22 protein-coding genes are annotated in these 16,731 nt (G+C 34.0%); 8 read left to right on the top strand and 14 right to left on the bottom strand.

What is annotated here, in order from left to right; translation table 11 throughout:
• Positions 1-8 precede the first annotated feature (8 nt).
• Entirely contained in the window at positions 9-887 is an 879-nt protein-coding gene (locus NKR20_RS00235) for a response regulator (protein ID WP_121215245.1), read from the top strand.
• 82 nt (positions 888-969) lie between these two features.
• Entirely contained in the window at positions 970-2,241 is a 1,272-nt protein-coding gene (gltP, locus tag NKR20_RS00230; protein ID WP_121215246.1) for a glutamate/aspartate:proton symporter GltP, read from the top strand.
• 39 nt (positions 2,242-2,280) lie between these two features.
• On the opposite strand, the gene NKR20_RS00225 is transcribed toward gltP, so the two are convergent.
• On the bottom strand, positions 2,281-2,904 hold the full coding sequence (locus NKR20_RS00225; RefSeq protein ID WP_253422705.1) for an RraA family protein: 624 nt from the start codon (positions 2,902-2,904) through the stop codon (positions 2,281-2,283).
• A 230-nt stretch (positions 2,905-3,134) separates the two neighbouring features.
• On the opposite strand from NKR20_RS00225, the gene NKR20_RS00220 reads away from it, so the two are divergent.
• Complete coding sequence (locus NKR20_RS00220; protein ID WP_253422703.1) at positions 3,135-3,515, top strand: sodium:proton antiporter; 381 nt, start codon at positions 3,135-3,137, stop codon at positions 3,513-3,515.
• 58 nt (positions 3,516-3,573) lie between these two features.
• Here NKR20_RS00220 and NKR20_RS00215 read toward each other — a convergent pair whose 3' ends face one another.
• The 6 genes from NKR20_RS00215 to NKR20_RS00190 form a co-directional block, all read right to left on the bottom strand.
• The gene (locus NKR20_RS00215) at positions 3,574-4,434 is read right to left on the bottom strand and encodes a cysteine ABC transporter substrate-binding protein (RefSeq protein WP_121215249.1); all 861 of its coding nucleotides are present in this window, start codon (positions 4,432-4,434) and stop codon (positions 3,574-3,576) included.
• 11 nt (positions 4,435-4,445) lie between these two features.
• Positions 4,446-5,189, bottom strand: coding sequence for an amino acid ABC transporter ATP-binding protein (locus NKR20_RS00210; RefSeq protein WP_301285868.1), 744 nt, complete (start codon positions 5,187-5,189; stop codon positions 4,446-4,448).
• 14 nt (positions 5,190-5,203) lie between these two features.
• Entirely contained in the window at positions 5,204-5,881 is a 678-nt protein-coding gene (locus NKR20_RS00205; protein WP_253422701.1) for an amino acid ABC transporter permease, read from the bottom strand.
• Positions 5,862-6,527 (bottom strand): amino acid ABC transporter permease, encoded by a 666-nt coding sequence (locus tag NKR20_RS00200; protein ID WP_121215252.1) that lies wholly within the window; start codon positions 6,525-6,527, stop codon positions 5,862-5,864. The genes NKR20_RS00205 and NKR20_RS00200 overlap by 20 nt, the downstream gene beginning before the upstream one ends.
• Before the next feature lie 17 nt (positions 6,528-6,544).
• Positions 6,545-7,771: a threonine synthase gene (locus NKR20_RS00195; protein WP_121215253.1), complete on the bottom strand. Its 1,227-nt coding sequence runs from the start codon at positions 7,769-7,771 to the stop codon at positions 6,545-6,547.
• A gap of 195 nt (positions 7,772-7,966) precedes the next feature.
• Positions 7,967-8,503, bottom strand: coding sequence for an LOG family protein (locus tag NKR20_RS00190; protein ID WP_253422699.1), 537 nt, complete (start codon positions 8,501-8,503; stop codon positions 7,967-7,969).
• A gap of 78 nt (positions 8,504-8,581) precedes the next feature.
• Here NKR20_RS00190 and NKR20_RS00185 point away from each other — a divergent pair, with 78 nt between their 5' ends.
• Together NKR20_RS00185 and NKR20_RS00180 are read left to right on the top strand one after the other, a co-directional pair.
• Positions 8,582-9,340 (top strand): MBL fold metallo-hydrolase, encoded by a 759-nt coding sequence (locus tag NKR20_RS00185; RefSeq protein WP_253422697.1) that lies wholly within the window; start codon positions 8,582-8,584, stop codon positions 9,338-9,340.
• Between the two features lie 23 nt (positions 9,341-9,363).
• Positions 9,364-9,609, top strand: coding sequence for a hypothetical protein (locus NKR20_RS00180; RefSeq protein WP_121215563.1), 246 nt, complete (start codon positions 9,364-9,366; stop codon positions 9,607-9,609).
• Between the two features lie 59 nt (positions 9,610-9,668).
• Here the strand turns inward: NKR20_RS00180 and NKR20_RS00175 are convergent, their stop codons facing one another.
• A complete protein-coding gene (locus NKR20_RS00175) occupies positions 9,669-9,839 on the bottom strand; it encodes a hypothetical protein (RefSeq protein WP_253422695.1) in 171 nt (56 codons plus the stop codon).
• A 165-nt stretch (positions 9,840-10,004) separates the two neighbouring features.
• Between NKR20_RS00175 and NKR20_RS00170 the strand changes: the two genes are divergently transcribed.
• Positions 10,005-11,696 (top strand): methyl-accepting chemotaxis protein, encoded by a 1,692-nt coding sequence (locus NKR20_RS00170; RefSeq protein ID WP_253422693.1) that lies wholly within the window; start codon positions 10,005-10,007, stop codon positions 11,694-11,696.
• Positions 11,697-11,846: 150 nt separating this feature from the next.
• Positions 11,847-12,539 carry an AIM24 family protein gene (locus NKR20_RS00165; protein ID WP_121215565.1) on the top strand — a complete coding sequence of 231 codons (693 nt, stop codon included), beginning with the start codon at positions 11,847-11,849 and terminating at the stop codon, positions 12,537-12,539.
• 54 nt (positions 12,540-12,593) lie between these two features.
• Here NKR20_RS00165 and NKR20_RS00160 read toward each other — a convergent pair whose 3' ends face one another.
• The 6 genes from NKR20_RS00160 to NKR20_RS00135 form a co-directional block, all read right to left on the bottom strand.
• Positions 12,594-13,217: a GyrI-like domain-containing protein gene (locus NKR20_RS00160; RefSeq protein ID WP_121215566.1), complete on the bottom strand. Its 624-nt coding sequence runs from the start codon at positions 13,215-13,217 to the stop codon at positions 12,594-12,596.
• A gap of 66 nt (positions 13,218-13,283) precedes the next feature.
• Complete coding sequence (locus NKR20_RS00155; RefSeq protein ID WP_253422691.1) at positions 13,284-13,631, bottom strand: VOC family protein; 348 nt, start codon at positions 13,629-13,631, stop codon at positions 13,284-13,286.
• A gap of 4 nt (positions 13,632-13,635) precedes the next feature.
• On the bottom strand, positions 13,636-13,833 hold the full coding sequence (locus NKR20_RS00150; RefSeq protein ID WP_147404829.1) for a hypothetical protein: 198 nt from the start codon (positions 13,831-13,833) through the stop codon (positions 13,636-13,638).
• 92 nt (positions 13,834-13,925) lie between these two features.
• Positions 13,926-14,162 (bottom strand): hypothetical protein, encoded by a 237-nt coding sequence (locus NKR20_RS00145; RefSeq protein WP_253422689.1) that lies wholly within the window; start codon positions 14,160-14,162, stop codon positions 13,926-13,928.
• Between the two features lie 118 nt (positions 14,163-14,280).
• The gene (locus NKR20_RS00140) at positions 14,281-14,949 is read right to left on the bottom strand and encodes a deoxynucleoside kinase (protein ID WP_253422686.1); all 669 of its coding nucleotides are present in this window, start codon (positions 14,947-14,949) and stop codon (positions 14,281-14,283) included.
• A complete protein-coding gene (locus tag NKR20_RS00135) occupies positions 14,946-15,587 on the bottom strand; it encodes a deoxynucleoside kinase (protein ID WP_366519700.1) in 642 nt (213 codons plus the stop codon). Before NKR20_RS00135 ends, NKR20_RS00140 begins: the two co-directional genes overlap by 4 nt.
• Before the next feature lie 179 nt (positions 15,588-15,766).
• On the opposite strand from NKR20_RS00135, the gene tadA reads away from it, so the two are divergent.
• Entirely contained in the window at positions 15,767-16,282 is a 516-nt protein-coding gene (gene tadA, locus NKR20_RS00130) for a tRNA adenosine(34) deaminase TadA (RefSeq protein ID WP_253422680.1), read from the top strand.
• The last annotated feature ends 449 nt before the right edge of the window (positions 16,283-16,731 follow it).

The following is a 16,731-nucleotide window of genomic DNA, read 5'->3' as shown; positions in this document are numbered from 1 at the left end:
AATAAATTATGCGGTATTTTATAGTTGATGATGATCGTGCAAGCCGTATGATGTTATCACAAATTATAGATGAAAATCATTTGGGTACAGTAATTGGTGAGGCCCAAAATGGACAAGATGCCATTCCACAAATTTTAGCTATACAACCCGACATTGTGTTAATTGATTTATTAATGCCTAAATTAGATGGCATTGCTACGATTGAAAGACTTCGCGAACAACAGTTTACAGGATTATTTATTATGATTTCTCAAGTAGTGAATAAAGATATGGTTGCAGAAAGTTACGAAAAGGGAATTGAGTTTTTTATTCATAAGCCTATCAATAAAGTTGAGGTAGAAAAGGTCTTACGTAAAACGGAAGAACAATATCGCTTAAAAAATTCAATTCTTGCCATTCGACAATCTTTATCAAATGTTGAACCACCTATCATAACCCAAACTCAAAAAACATCCCGTGATCATATCCTAGCGATTTTAAATGATATGGGGATTATTGGCGAAGTGGGAAGCGAAGATATTACACAAATTATTGAACTGTTATTATTGGACAAGCAACACATCGCACCTTTGCCACCATTAAAGGAATTGTATGAACGAGTTGCAGAGTTAACTAAAACTACTCCTGAAGAGATTACAAAAGAAAGCAAAGCAATCGAGCAACGCGTGCGTAGAACGATCCTAGCTGCAATGATAAATTTAGCAAACTTAGGTATTGTAGACTACACAAACTCTGAATTCGAATATTACGCTCCCCGTTATTTTGACTTTACAGAAATACGCTTGCTAATGAGTAAAATAGAAAAAAACGAACCTCGAAAAGCAAAAGTAAACATAAAAAAATTTATCCAAGTATTATTTTCTGATATAAATTCAAAAATAAATTAATCGGATTTTGTCGGATTTTATATGTTGTCCGTATCATGTAAAAAGTGGGGCTATCCTACGAATATGATTGGGGGGGAAATTAATGAAGAAAAAATTCAAGCTAAGTTTGGCTTCTCAAATTTTAATCGGTCTTGTATTAGGTATCATTGTCGGTGCAGTCTTTTATGGTAATCCTAATGTTGAAACATATTTACAACCTCTAGGGACTATCTTCTTAAATTTAATTAAAATGATTGTTGTTCCTATTATTATTTCTACACTTATTGTCGGTGTAGCAGGCACGGGTGATATGAAACAGCTCGGACGCCTAGGTGGGAAAACACTTATATATTTTGAAATCATCACAACTATCGCCATTATTGTTGGGTTAGGTGCAGCAAACTTATTCCAACCCGGTGCTGGCATTAACATGGATCAGCTAACTGAAACAGATATTTCATCTTATGTGGAAACAACTGAACAAGTTGAACACGAAGGCGGATTGCTTGATACACTTGTTAGCATTGTTCCTACGAACATCATTAGTTCGATGGCTAATGCAAATATGTTACAAGTTATCTTCTTCTCAGTTTTATTTGGTTTAGGTGTTGCTGCAATTGGTGAAAAAGGTAAACCAATTTTAGCTGTTGCTCAAGGCGTAGCAGATGCTATGTTCTGGGTTACAAACTTAGTTATGAAATTTGCTCCATTTGGAGTATTTGGTTTAATCGGTGTAACTGTATCTAAATTCGGTTTATCATCGTTAATTCCATTAGGAAAATTAGCAATTTTAGTTTACGCAGCGATGATTTTCTTTGTACTCGTTGTATTAGGTCTCACAGCGAAATTTGTTGGTATTAACATTTTCAAATTGCTTAAAGTATTAAAGGACGAGCTTATTTTGGCGTATTCTACGTCAAGTTCTGAAACCGTTTTACCTCGTATTATGATGAAAATGGAAAAAATGGGTTGTCCAAAGGATATTACATCTTTTGTTATTCCAACTGGATACTCATTTAACTTAGATGGTTCAACATTATACCAAGCAATTGCTGCTATCTTCATTGCACAAATGTATGGTATTGATTTAAGTATTATGGAACAAATTACATTAATGCTTGTATTAATGGTTACATCTAAAGGAATTGCAGGGGTTCCTGGAGTTTCCTTCGTAGTACTTTTAGCTACATTAGGTTCTGTAGGTATTCCACTTGAAGGGTTAGCGTTTATCGCAGGTATTGACCGTATTTTAGATATGGCGCGTACAGCTGTAAACGTAGTAGGTAACTCTTTAGCTGCAATCGTTATGTCAAAATGGGAAAAACGCTTTGATGAAAGTAAAATGGAAGCGTATGCTGCAGAATTATCAAAATAATATTTAAAGCCGCGAATTTATTTCGCGGCCTTTTTTAATCTATTTCACTACCTTAGCTAAATAAGCACGAATGGATTCTTCTCCATTAGCTAAAGCTTCTTGTTCACGAGCTTCATCTTTTGCTACTTTTGCTTCAGCAGCCTCTGCAATTTTTTCTACATCTTCTTGTGGTACTACCACTACACCATCGATATCCCCAATAATAAAATCCCCTGAATGGACTGTTACTCCACCTACAGAAACTGGGCCACCTACTACTCCGCCCCCATTTTTATTACCTGCAGCAACTGTTGTACCTAAAGAAAAGACAGGGAAATCTAGTTCTCGAACTGCTGCAAGATCTCGTATTACTCCATCTACAACAAATCCTTGAATGCCTACACCCTTTGCCAGTGAAAGAACAAAATCCCCTGCCACTGCACGATTTGTGTTCCCTTTTGCATCAATAACTAAAATATCCCCTTTTTTTGCTTTACTAATTGCTTCTAATACAGCACCATTTTCCCCATCTGGTAGTCGTACAGTAAGCGCTTGTCCTGCGATTTTGAAATGGTCAGATAGCGGCTTAATACTTGCTGCTACATTTGTATGACCACCTGTTGCATCAGAAATAGCTGTTGTAGGTAAAGCAAACAGTCTTTCTTGAATTGTTGTTGTTGCCAATTCCATACACCCCTTAATTTTCAAAATATTGTTATATTTTAGATGATATAGGAATATTAAATTAAGTTAAATAGGTTTTTTTATTTCTTTTAACACTGTTTTACTTGTTTTTGCAAAATGATTCTTCATTAAGCGATAAGATTAATTTACTGGAATTTGGGAATAATACTGTTAAGATATGACGATATTCTTAAAAATAAGTAATTTAATAATAGGTGGGGAGTGATGGTATGAAAACGAATCGTTTAGTCACACAATATCAAAATGAGAAGGGCGAAGTATGTTATAAAATGAAAACATTCGATATCAACGTTATTGCAAAGTCTTCTGGAGGACTAGCGCCAACGATTCTTTATTTTCATGATAACCAAGACGTAACAGATGATATTCGTGCCCTTCGTTTCGGTCTGGAATCACCGTACTCCTATATTGAAAATTACGACCAATTTCAAAAAATGTTATATAAAAAAGAACAAAAAGCTCTAAATGATTTATATGATTCAATAAGTATTCGGCCTAAAAATATGTCCACTGGAAAACAAATTTTATGGAGCTTTGGTGTACTATTACTAATGACCATTCCTTTAATAGTAGCGATCATTTTAAAATAAATCTTACTAGCCAAAAAATCCGCACCTCTTATGTAAGAAGTACGGATTTTTTATTTTATTATTCTGCTTTACCTTCTACTACTACATCATCAGCGCTAATATTTTCACCGAATGAAGGTTTTAATGTTTCATCATATGCTTTGTGGAAGAATTGCTCTTGTCCTAAAGCTTCAAGTTCTGTATTTAACCATTCAAGTAATTCTGTGTTTCCTTTTTTCACAGCTGGTGCAATATAATCTAAATCACCTAAACTTGATAATGCTACTGAGAAATCAGGGTTTTCATTTGCCCAGCCAAATAATAATGCGTTATCTTGTGCCATTGCATCGCCACGTCTATCTTTTAATGCTTCAAAAGACTCTGTGTTTTGATCATATTTCACAAGTTCAATTTCTGGGTGATTTTTCATGAAATAAGTTTCTGCAGTTGTACCTTTAGTTACAATTAATTTTTTACCTTTTAATTGATCAACTGACTCAATTGATGCAGAATTTGGAGATACAACACCAATTGCTACTTTCATATATGGGTTTGCAAAGTCAACTTGTTCTTGACGTTCTGGTGTTACAGTAAAGTTTGCTAATACAACATCTACTTTATCTGATTTTAATAAATCAACACGTGCTTGTGCTTCAGTTAATACATATTCTACTTTTGACTCATCGCCTAATAAATCTTTTGCAAGGCGTTTTGCTAATACAACATCATAACCTTGGTTTTCACCGTTTGCATCAACATAACCAAATGGTGGTTTATCACTAAATACTGCTACGCGTAGAGTACCACGCTCTTTAATTGCATCAATTGCAGAAGTCGCTTCTGATGAAGTTTCTGCTTTTTCTTCTGAGTCACTACCTCCACAAGCTGCTAAGATTACCGCTGTTAATGCAGCTAATAAAAGAACTAAAAACTTTTTCATGTGTGTTCCTCCTAAAATTGTAATATATTAAGGAATTGTTGAGCACGCTCTGTCTGCGGATTCGTGAAAAATTGTTCTGCAGGGGCTTGCTCATGGATATTTCCTTTATCCATAAAAATAACTTCATCTGCTACTAGTTTTGCGAAATTCATTTCATGGGTAACGATGAGCATCGTCATTCCTTGTTCCGCAAGTTGTGCAATAACATCCAACACCTCACGAACCATTTCTGGGTCAAGGGATGCTGTTACTTCATCAAATAACATGATTTCTGGGTTAATACATAGAGCACGTACAATGGCGATACGTTGTTTTTGCCCACCAGATAATTGTCTTGGGTAATCGTTTGCTCGATCAGCTAATCCAACACGTTCTAGTAGTTCTAAAGCTTGAGCCTCTACTTCACTGCGATTACGCTTTTGTACTTTAAGAGGCGATAATAAGATATTTTCCATTACTGTTAAGTTAGGAAATAAATCATAGCTTTGAAATACCATTCCGATGCGTTGACGCACTTCTCGCCATTTCGTAGATTTATTAATTAAACTCTCGTTGTCTAGTAAAATATCTCCGCCCTGAACTTCCTCTAAACCGTTCAGACAGCGTAAAAATGTACTTTTACCACAACCAGATGGCCCTAAAATTGCAATTACTTTTCCTTTTTCAACTTCAAGATCAATTCCATTTAGTACGATCTTTTCTCCGTACTTCTTTGTGAGACCCTTCACTTGTAAAATCGGAATTTGCCCACTCATACACTAACAACTCCTTAAGTTGCCCATTTGCGTTCCAGTTTTCTTGAAAAACGTGATAATGGGAAACAAATAACAAAATATAAGAAAAAGACAAAACCATAAATCCAGAATGAAATTGTTGGGTGCTCTAAATTATTTACTTCAATAATTTGCTGACCAACCTTAATTACTTCAACTACACCAATCATCGTAAGCAGAGCCGTTGTTTTAATCATCCGTGTAATTAAGTTAATCATCGGAGGAATACATCGTTTCGTTGCTTGTGGAATTAGCACATAGCGATACATTTGCGCAACACTAAGTCCTAATGCCTTACTCGATTCAGTTTGGTGCTTTGGTAATGAAATAATAGCACCACGAACAATATCACTCATTTCAGCGGTACCCCATAAACTAAACACAATAAGTGCAACCACTTCTGCACTTAAGTTCAAATCAAAGTTTGCAGGGATTACATAGTAAATAACAAACAACCATACTAATATTGGGATAATTCGGAATAGTTCTAAATATAACTTGAAAGGAATTTGTACAAATTTATTTTTTGAAGTTCGAATAATCCCAATTAGGATTCCCATAACTATTGAGATAACGACCGCAATGAGTGCAACACGCAATGTTACGAGAAGTCCTAGAAGTAGACGCTCCAAGTTAACCCCTTCAAAAAGGACACTAATTCCCGAATTCAGCATGTCTTACTCTCCTTTCAAGCCAAGTTAAAAACAATGTTAAAGGAAGTAAAATGATTAAATAACCAACAACTAGCATTAATAATGCTTCGTTTGTTTTATAAAAAATACCCATTAGGTTTTTCGTTGTATTTGTAAGTTCTAAAATAGCAATACCACTAAAAACGGATGTTTCCTTTAATAGGAAAATACAGTTCGCTCCAAAACCAGGAACACTATAGGAAAACGCTTGTGGAATAATTACATAGCGCATTAATTGTAAGTTACTAAGACCAATTGCTTTACCTGTTTCGATTTGGGACTTTGTAACAGCTTCCATCCCAGCTCGGAATGCTTCAGCCATATAACTCCCACCTAAAAACGTTAGTCCAATGATCCCACATAATTCACCGCTTAAGGTAATCCCAATTTTCGGTAGCCCATAATATAAAAAGAATAATTGGATTAAAAGTGGTGTATTCCGTGCAACTTCTAAATATACTTGAACGATTTGACTTAGTACTTTCACTTTGAAATATTGAATTATACTACAAATCATTCCAACAATAATGGCAAAAGCGATCCCAATGGTTGCAAGCTTTAGCGTTAACCACAATGCCGTTTTATAGTGTGGTAATACATCTACAATATATTGCCAATCAAATGTCATTTTCCCACCACTAACGATTAATTATTTACGTACAATTCTTGCCCAGGTTGAAGTGTTTGAACTCCTTCAATTTCAACAGTTTCTGGGTATTTTAATCCTAGTCCTGTATTCAAACATACAACGTGCTCATCTTCTTTAATCCATCCTTGCTGGCGAAGAATTCTTGCAGCAGCAAATGTAGCTGCCCCCTCCGGACAGATGAAGTTACCTTCTAAAGATGCGACTTGTTTTTGAGCCGCTAATAAATCTTCTTCTGAAATCGCGATTGCACAGCCTTCTGTTGCATAAACGCCTTCTAATACTAAGAAATCGCCTAATGCTTTCGGAACATTAATCCCAAATGCACAAGTTGTTGAATTTTCAAAGAACTTAGACTCTTTTTCTCCCTTTTTCCATGCATCTACAATTGGTGCACAGCCTTCAGCTTGAACTGCTACTAAACGTGGGAATTTACCTTTTTCAATCCAGCCTAATTCTTGCATTTCAAGAATTGCTTTATAGATTCCAATAATTCCTACGCCTCCTCCTGTTGGATACAGGATAACATCAGGTACTTTCCAACCAAACTGTTCTACAATTTCGTAGCCCATTGTTTTCTTACCTTCAATACGGTACGGTTCTTTTAATGTAGAAGCATCATACACACCTTGATTTTGTACTAATCCTGCCACTACTTTACCCGCATCACTAATTAAACCGTTAATTAAATGTAAGTCACCGCCAGCAACAAATACTTCTTTGCGTGTAATTTGAGGGGCATCTAGAGGCATAACAATTGTTGCTTTAATGTTAGCTTTTGATGCATATAACGCCCATGCTGCACCTGCATTACCATTTGTAGGCATTGCAAGCTGTTTTACGCCAAGTTCTTTTGCTTTTGAAATACCAACACTTGCCCCGCGAGTTTTAAAAGATCCTGTTGGAATAATTCCTTCATCTTTTATGTATAAATTGTTAATTCCATATTCAGCTCCAAGTGTTGGGAATTTTTCAAATGGTGTCATCCCTTCACCTAGTGTTACAACATTCTCTTCACTATGCACTGGAAGTAATTCATGATAGCGCCATAAGGTATTTGATCTCTTAGAAATCTCCTCTTTTGTTACATTCGCTTTTACTTTTTCTAAATCATAGCGAACTAATAACGGCGAACCACATTTACATAGTTGTTGTACTTTATTTTCCTCGTATGTTTCGCCACATTTTGGGCACTCTAAATGTGAAATATAACTGAAGTCTTTCATTTTTTTCTCCTCCTAAAAAATAAAAGACCACAATTAGCCCCTTAAAAAAGAGAAGAATTGTAGTCTTTGGTTTAACCAATCAACTAATTATTTTATTAAACTAACATTATATTAATCTCACTTTTCCAATTAGTCAACTATGTTTTGGTAATATTTCTAAAAATAATAAGATAAACCATTATTTTACTGAACTACTCAAACTTTTTTTAATTTTTCTAATATATCTTCTGCTGATGTTGCGACTTGTAGAATGTCGCTTTGCTCTTCTCGAATAAAGCCTTCTTCAATCATTTTGTTAAAGTGAAGAATTAATGCATCATAAAAGCCGTTGATATTGTAAAGAATAACTGGATTATTATGCAGACCAATTTGTGCCCATGTAAAGACTTCAAAATATTCATCCAGTGTGCCACAACCACCTGGTAAAGCAATAAAAGCATCTGATAGATCGATCATTTTCTTTTTACGAACATGCATTGAATCGACAAAATGAATTTCTGTTAAATGTAGATGAGCAATTTCACGCTTTTGTAAATGTTCCGGCATTATGCCAATTACTTTCCCATTATTGGCTAGTGCTGCATCAGCTACTGCTCCCATTAGCCCAACATTAGAACCACCGTATACAATACCGATTGAAGCGCTTGCTAACTGTGCTCCAAGTTCTTTTGCCTTTTCCATATAAATGGGACTTTTCCCTGTTTGTGAGCCACAATATATGGCAACGTTCATGATTATTCCTCCAAACCATTTTGATACAATATATTATAATCTGAAAATATTAATTAATCGTTAAAAGGGGGAAACTATATGAAAATGTATCCACTTGGAGTTGGTGGTGCTTTTACAAAAAGCAATTTTCATAATAACTATATTTTACAATTAAATAAAACAAATCTGTTAATTGATGCCGGAACAACTTTACGTAATAGCATAACTGAAGCAAATTTTAGTTATACTGATATTGATTTTGTGTACATTTCCCATCTACATTTTGATCATGTTGGTGGGCTAGAAGAAATGATTATGCAACGATATTGGCAATTTAAAAATGGACAACATTCACCCCAAAAAACGAAAATTATCGTTCATGAAAACTTACTTTTACCCTTAAAGAAATTATTGTGTAATGGACTTGAAAATCAAGATCATACAATAGAAGATTTTTGTTCCTTTATTACATTATCTAATGGAGAAGTTTATAAAATTGAGGATTATGAGTTTTCTCTGTTTGACACAACCAATGCCCATGTAAAAGGCATGCCTAGCTCAGGATTTAAACTTTCATGGCAAGAAGGAAACATTGTATTTACTGGGGATATTAAATGGATGGACCAAGTAAATATCCTTAACAAAATTGATATAAACACCGTTGCTATATTCCAAGATATAAGTTTTACATCAAATGGTGTCCATGCATCAATACAAGAAGTTCTCAATTACTACCCTACCACTCTACATGGAAAACTATACGGAATGCATTATAACGACAATATAGAACAGTTTAATGATATGCTTTCTCAAACAAACATTACCCTAGTGAAGAAACATGGAGTTCTAGAATTTTAACTATCTAAAAAAGGTGTGTAAAAATGGCGGTTTGTCCCTTATGCAATTCATTAAAAACGTTAGAAGTATATTGCCCAAAATGTCAAACCCTTCTTGAAGACTCAGGGAAAGTATCGGATTACTTAGACCCTTATGGACATTACAATGATGAAGAAACAGTAAAAATGGGAGACGGTTATCCGAACACAGCAAAAGATCAAATTTGTCCCCATCTAATGGTGTGTAAAGAATGTGGACATGATGAAGTTCATTTTATCAAAGAGGAGTAAATATTATCCTCTAAAAAGGCGGCTTACAAATGTAAGCCGCTAAATTATTTTGCCGAGAATTAAATCAATTTGCTTCCTTTATTCCCCTTATTTTGGAGAATTTCATTTTCTGTTTTAGGCTTTTCATGTTGCCTCGCGATATTCGGATTCATTTGCAAGGTAGATGATCCAATATTATTATTTAACGCTGCTTGGTCATTAACATCATGAATTCTCCCTTTTTTACCCAAATTCAATCCCTCCTTTTTTACTATCTTAGTTTGCTCTTACTTTCAAAAAAACATGTAGTAATTATAAAGTTGCATTATTAATATAGAATTATATGAAAAGTGTGGATTTTCTCATAATTAACGACTATATTTAAAACTAATGAATTATCAATATAGGAGGCTAAAATGAAGATAAAGAAACTTTTAAAGATATCATTAATACTAACTTTAGTACTAATTGCCTTTACTGTTTGGAGTTCTATATCCTTTTTAGATAAAACAAATGAGCAAAAAGATATGTTAATTTTAGATAAAGAACTTGCAATGCTAGCAGTTCAGTTACAAGATGCATCAGACTATTTATCTACAGAAATTAAATCTTATGCACAATTTGGAGATAAAGTACACATCGATAACTATTTAAAAGAAGTTAATGAAGAAAAAACAATGGAAAAAACCCTTGCTCAATTGCAAGAAAATAAAATTCCGGATACTTTAATAGACTTAGCAGAGAAGTTTGTAAAGAGTACGAATGAATTATCAGTTGTTCAAGAAGTAGCAATACTAGCGGTTGAAAATGGGGAAGCAAGCAAAGCTAGAAATCTATTATATGGTTCGAAATATAAAGCTGGAGAAAAAGAAATTACTAAAACATTAAATGATTTTAAAAGTGAACTTTCAAAATGGGTTCAATCAGAAGTTGATGCGAAAGATAAAGCTTTAAACGTAAGTAAAGTAGTCCTTTTCACTTCTATAATTCTTTTAATGGTATCTAGTTTCTTTTCCCTGTTGCTTGTTCGTTTAAAACTAAGACCATTAGACAAATTAACTTCTTCGGCAGCTTTAATCGCAAAAGGAGATTTAAGAACTGAAGAAGTTAATGTAAAAGTGAAAGATGAAATTGGGATATTATCTGAAGCATTTAATCAAATGACAAAAAATTTAAAGGATATTTTACAACAAGTTAATCATTACTCAGAACAAGTTGCATCTTCTGCAGAGGAATTAATGGCAAGTGCAGAACAAACCTCTACAGCTACAAACCAAGTTGTTATCTCTATACAAGATGTAACAAAAAATGTGGAAATTCAAGATGAAAATACTGCTGATAGTGCCCGCGCAATTGCTGAAATTACTCAAGGTGTTCAAAGTATTGCTGACTCTTCAAGCCAAGTTGCTGACTCAGTTCAAGAAACAACACACCAAGCAAACCTAGGTAATACAAATATCCAAAAAGTTATCGAGCAAATGAACTCTATCTATAAAGCAAGCGGGGAAACAAAATTAGTGATGAATGAGTTAGAATCAAAATCTAACGAAATAGGTAATATTATTGAAATTATTACTAGCATTGCAGAACAAACAAATCTATTAGCATTAAATGCTGCAATTGAATCAGCACGTGCAGGAGAACATGGTAAAGGATTTGCAGTAGTTGCCGATGAGGTTCGTAAACTTGCTGAACAGTCTAGAGAATCCGCAAACCAAATCTCAGATATTATTCAAATGATGCAAGCAGACACTGTAAAAGCTGCTGAAATGACTACTAAGGGAAATGAAGAAATTAATAACGGGTTGAAACTTACAGAACAAACAAGCGATACATTCAAACAAATATTAGAATCCATCTCCCATGTTAATTCCCAAACTCAGGAGTTATCTTCTATATCTGAAGAAATATCTGCGAGTGCACAACAAGTAAATGCTGCGATTGATGAAGTTTCTGCTCTCGCAAAAACAACTGCTAGTAGTGCAAATGATATTGCTTCAGCTTCAGAGGAACAATTAGCAACCCTGGAGGAAGTTACAGCCTCTTCAACATCTTTAGCAAACATGGCAGAAAAATTAAACGAAATTGTTCGGAGATTTAAATTATAGATTCATGAAATCTTTAGATGTACATATAAATAAATTATATGTTATTTACTAAATGCCTTCCTATAGCTTTAGGAAGGCTTTTTCTTAATTCTTTGAAACTTCATTTACGTAATTTACGTATATGGTAATAAAGAGGGGACGTGTTTGAATATGAATAAATATTCGATTGAACAATTTATCAAGCAGACGGAACAAGTAGATAAGGGAGAAGGATTTTTTGAACTAGAAACTCCACGAATTCTTGAAGTAAATCTAGATGGACTTGTTTGGGCTAAAGCGGGTTCAATGGTTTCTTATGAAGGGAAAATCAAATTTGAAAGAGAAGGTATTTTAGAACATGGCCTTAGTGCGATGTTTAAAAAAGCTTTAACTAGTGAAGGTACCTCTCTCATGAAAGCAAACGGGCAAGGAAAATTATATTTAGCCGATAGCGGGAAGAAGATTATTATATTACATCTACAGAACGAAGCAATCTATGTAAATGGTAATGACCTATTAGCCTTTGAACCATCCATTAAGCATGATATTAAATTGATGAGAAAGGTCGCTGGAATGATGGCTGGTGGGTTATTTAACGTTCGATGTGAAGGTACCGGACTTGTTGCCATTACAGCGCATTATGAACCGCTAACATTACGTGTTACTCCAGGCAAACCTGTCATTACAGATCCAAATGCAACGGTAGCTTGGTCAGGAAATCTCCAACCTGAAATCCAAACAGATATTTCTTTTAAAACCTTTATTGGAAGAGGCAGTGGCGAGTCTATTCAAATGAGATTTGAAGGAGAAGGATTTGTCATCGTCCAACCATATGAAGAAGTATATATGCAAGCACAGAGTTAATATTAAAAAGTAGGTTTCTATTAGTCGGAAACCTACTTTTTTATTACATTAGGATCACAACTCTGCTACTTTAAATCTTAATACTGTCTTTAATTTTTCTGGTGATGTCCTTCTAGGATCCGAAATATAAATTTCCTTATGTGTTTTTTCTATTCTCTTAAGATTATTTTGGTCACAGTATTGTTCCATTAAAGCAAAGGTTGCTGGTTCATCATCATAACTTCCAATATGCATTGTTTGGACACATAAACCATCTATGAGGGTTTCAAACTTTACATTATCTAGTTGACGATTAGACTTCTTTTGCTTAACGCTTTCTAAAACATTATGAAATAAATCTTCTGTTACAAAATCTGGTTGTCTAATCATTAATTTATAAACAAAATGGTCTTTGCTTAAATAGTCTAACGTTCTACCTACTTCATCCAAATCCCATACACCTTCTAGAGGAAACACGGTATACTCAAAATATCCTTCTGGTGTAATTCCCTTCTTTGGTAGCATTCGAATTCCATAAGACAATGAATACAAAGCTTCCACATATTCATTAAATTGTTCATTATTAGGATTTCCTCTACCTTCAATTGTAAAGTATTTCATTGATGGAACGTCTATTTTAGTAGGTTTCTTAGGTAAATAGAGATCTTTTAATTCTTTCCTCCATTCAAATTTGCTCATTTATCTCCACCTCGCACGAATTATTGCACCTAAAAGCAATTTCATTCTAGATTTGTTTGTAAAATGCTATTTCTCCCAAAGCTCCACCAATCGGCCATCTGGATCTTTAATCCAAATAAACTTACCGAAATCACTAACTTCCATATCCTTTACAAGAGGTACACCAATTTGTTCAAGGTGCTTAATCACCTCGTCCATATTATGAACTTGAAAATTCAACATTACTTGTTGTTCGGCAGGAAAATAACTGTCACTCTCTTTAAATAAAGAAAAAATTGTTTCATTTCCTTCTTTCGGTTTTATGATAGTGCCATTCCACTCTCCTATCTCAATTTTCAATACTTTACTGTACCATTCTTTTACAGCCTCAAGATTGTTAGATCTCCAAAAAACCCCTCCAAACCCTTTTATCATTCCATCAAACTCCTCTCTTATGTTTACTATCTTTTTTTAATGCCCTTACAAGTAAGACAATACCTGAGTACACTACTAGACCACCAGAAATCTTAAGCATTATATTCTTCGTTAATTGATCATCGATTGTTATATTTAATAGCGCATTTCCTAAGAAAATGAAGATAATGCCAATAAAAATATTCAAAACTTCATAATTCATATCCCCCCACTGATATGACTCAAACTTAAATTTAACATAAAATACCACAAAATATTAAAGAGATGCCCCCAATTAAGGAACATCTCAATGTATTATTTCATATTCTTTACAAATAGTTTTTGAGACAAAAAGTAGGAAATTGTTGCAATAGTCAATGATGTGATTAATGGTAAGAATGAAGACTGCCCAAATACTACTTCATCACTTAAATTACTATTCGTTAATGATAAATCTGGCATATAAAATGCAGTTAGAACCCAGCCTGATGATAATTGTACTAACATATAAAATAGAACAAAACTAAAAATAAAAACAATATATTTCTTCATTGTCCCACTCCCTTTTATTTCTATACGGTCCACTTTTAATAATGTTTCGTCCATATCCCAATAAATCCAAAATAAAAAAGCACAACGTCAATTTCTACGTTGTACTTTCCATTTATAATTATTTTCTTAAATGAGATGTTTGTTCTAACATGTAGGCAATACGCTCTACAATGCTTTCGATTTGATTTGGGTTATCCTTTAAATCATAATCGTTAATATCTAAACGTAGTACTGGACATGCATTGAAATTATTAATCCATTCATCATATCGCTTATGCATTTCAATCCAATAGTCATGTGGTGTTTGTTGTTCCATTTCACGGCCACGTTCATGAATACGCCCGATAATATCATCAATTGGACCTTCTAAGTAAACTAATAAATCAGGATGTGGGAAATAAGGAGTCATTACCATTGCGTCAAATAAATTTGTATATGTTTCATAATCAGTTGGGCTCATTGTCCCTTTATCGTAATGCATTTTTGCAAAGATACCTGTATCTTCATAGATGGAGCGGTCTTGAATAAATCCACCGCCATATTCAAAAATACGTTTTTGCTCTTTGAATCGTTCTGCAAGGAAATAAATTTGTAAATGAAAGCTCCATTTTTCAAAGTCATCATAAAATTTATCTAAATATGGGTTACTGTCTACTTTTTCAAAAGATGTACGGAAATTTAGTGCCTGCGCTAATGCATTGGTCATCGTAGACTTCCCTACACCTACTGTACCAGCAATTGTGATTACAGACGTTGCTGGAATATTATACTTTTCACGTAAATTCATTCTTGATGTAAACTCCTTTGTTGGATCGTTTCTTGTACCATTTTCAATACTTGTTGTAGGTCATCTTCATTTTTGACAAAGTCTATATGGTCGCCATTTAGTTGGAGAACAGGAATTTCGGGATGTTGAATGACAAACTGTTGAATAAATTCATGATAATCGCTAGCCAATTGTTCTATGTATTCCCGTGTTATCAGCTTTTCAAATTCCCTTCCTCGCATTGCAATCCGACTCATTAACGTATCCAAACTTGCATGTAAATAAATAATTATATTAGGTCGTGGCATATCCGATGTTAATATCTTATAGATAGCCTCATATTTTTCGTACTCAGAAGGCTTTAACGTACGCTTTGCGAAGATTAAATTTTTAAATATGTGATAATCAGCTACAACAGGTGACCTTGTTTCAAATATATGATTTTTAATATCTGTTAACTGTTTATACCGATTGCAAAGAAAGAACATCTCTGTTTGAAAGCTCCATTCGTCAATATCCTCATAGAACTTCCCTAAAAACGGATTTTCATCTACAATCTCCTTTAAGATATGAAAATCAAAATAGGATGAAATTGCCTTTGATAACGATGTTTTTCCTACCCCTATTGGCCCCTCTACTGTAATAAATGGAACTGTCACAAGAAGTTCCCCCTTCACGCCAAATTCGTCAATGCTATACATTTTATCATAGGAACAGTAGGAATAACAAAGGTCATTACCTAGAAGACTTAGGATAATTTACTATTCGTTTTGGAAAGGCCCCAACTCTAAAGATTGGAATAAAATTTATGATACACTACCTTCAAGGAGAGATGAACGTGGAAATAAATAATAAAGATCGCCAATTTATGATGGCAGCGATAGAAGAAGCAAAAATTGCTGGTTCCCTCGGTGAAGTACCAATTGGTGCCGTTATTGTATTTCAAGGTGAAATTATCGCCAGAGCTCATAATTTAAGAGAATCTACCCAAAATGCAGTTACCCACGCAGAACTACTTGCCATTCAAGAAGCCTGTAAAGTAATTGGAAGTTGGCGTTTGGAAGAAACAACATTATATGTAACGTTAGAACCTTGTCCAATGTGTGCAGGTGCAATTCTGCAATCTCGAATTCCACGAGTTGTGTATGGCGCAAGGGACTTGAAAGCAGGTTGTGTAGACTCATTATATCAACTTCTAAATGATCCGCGATTTAACCATGAATGCGATGTAACAGAGGGTGTTTTAGCAGAGGATTGTGCGCAATTGCTTACTGACTTTTTCCGCGCATTACGTGGACGAAAAAAGGAAGAAAAGCGATTACGAAAATTACTAGCTGAGTCAGAAGAGCAATAAATAAACAACTCCCTATTTTAGAGCGGATAGAATTTAAATAAGATGATAGTTTCTTCTAGACGGTATTATCTCGAAATAATACTTACAAAATAAATCATTTTCTTAACAAAAGATTAAATATAAAAGCGAATATGATTTTACAATTATTTTTGGTGAAAATTAACAATATAATTTTATAAATAATCTTATAATTATCCAAAGAATCAGCTAATAAATAAAAGATTTTTATTATAGAATTACTTCTCCATTCATTTAAAAATTATTAAAAATATACTAATGGAGAAGCTCGGTATGTTAAAATTAAAGTTAAAATTATATCTAAATGATGGTACTTCGATAACATTAGAAGTCCCTAATAAAAATAGTAATTTTGATATCTTTGGATATCTTCTCGACTTTTTCATAGAAAAAAATATACAATTTCAAGATATTTTAATGATTGAAAATGT

Source organism: Ureibacillus endophyticus, from assembly GCF_024159215.1.
In the GTDB taxonomy this organism is placed as follows: Bacteria; Bacillota; Bacilli; order Bacillales_A; family Planococcaceae; genus Ureibacillus; species Ureibacillus endophyticus.
This window is presented reverse-complemented; position numbering and strand designations above follow the sequence as displayed.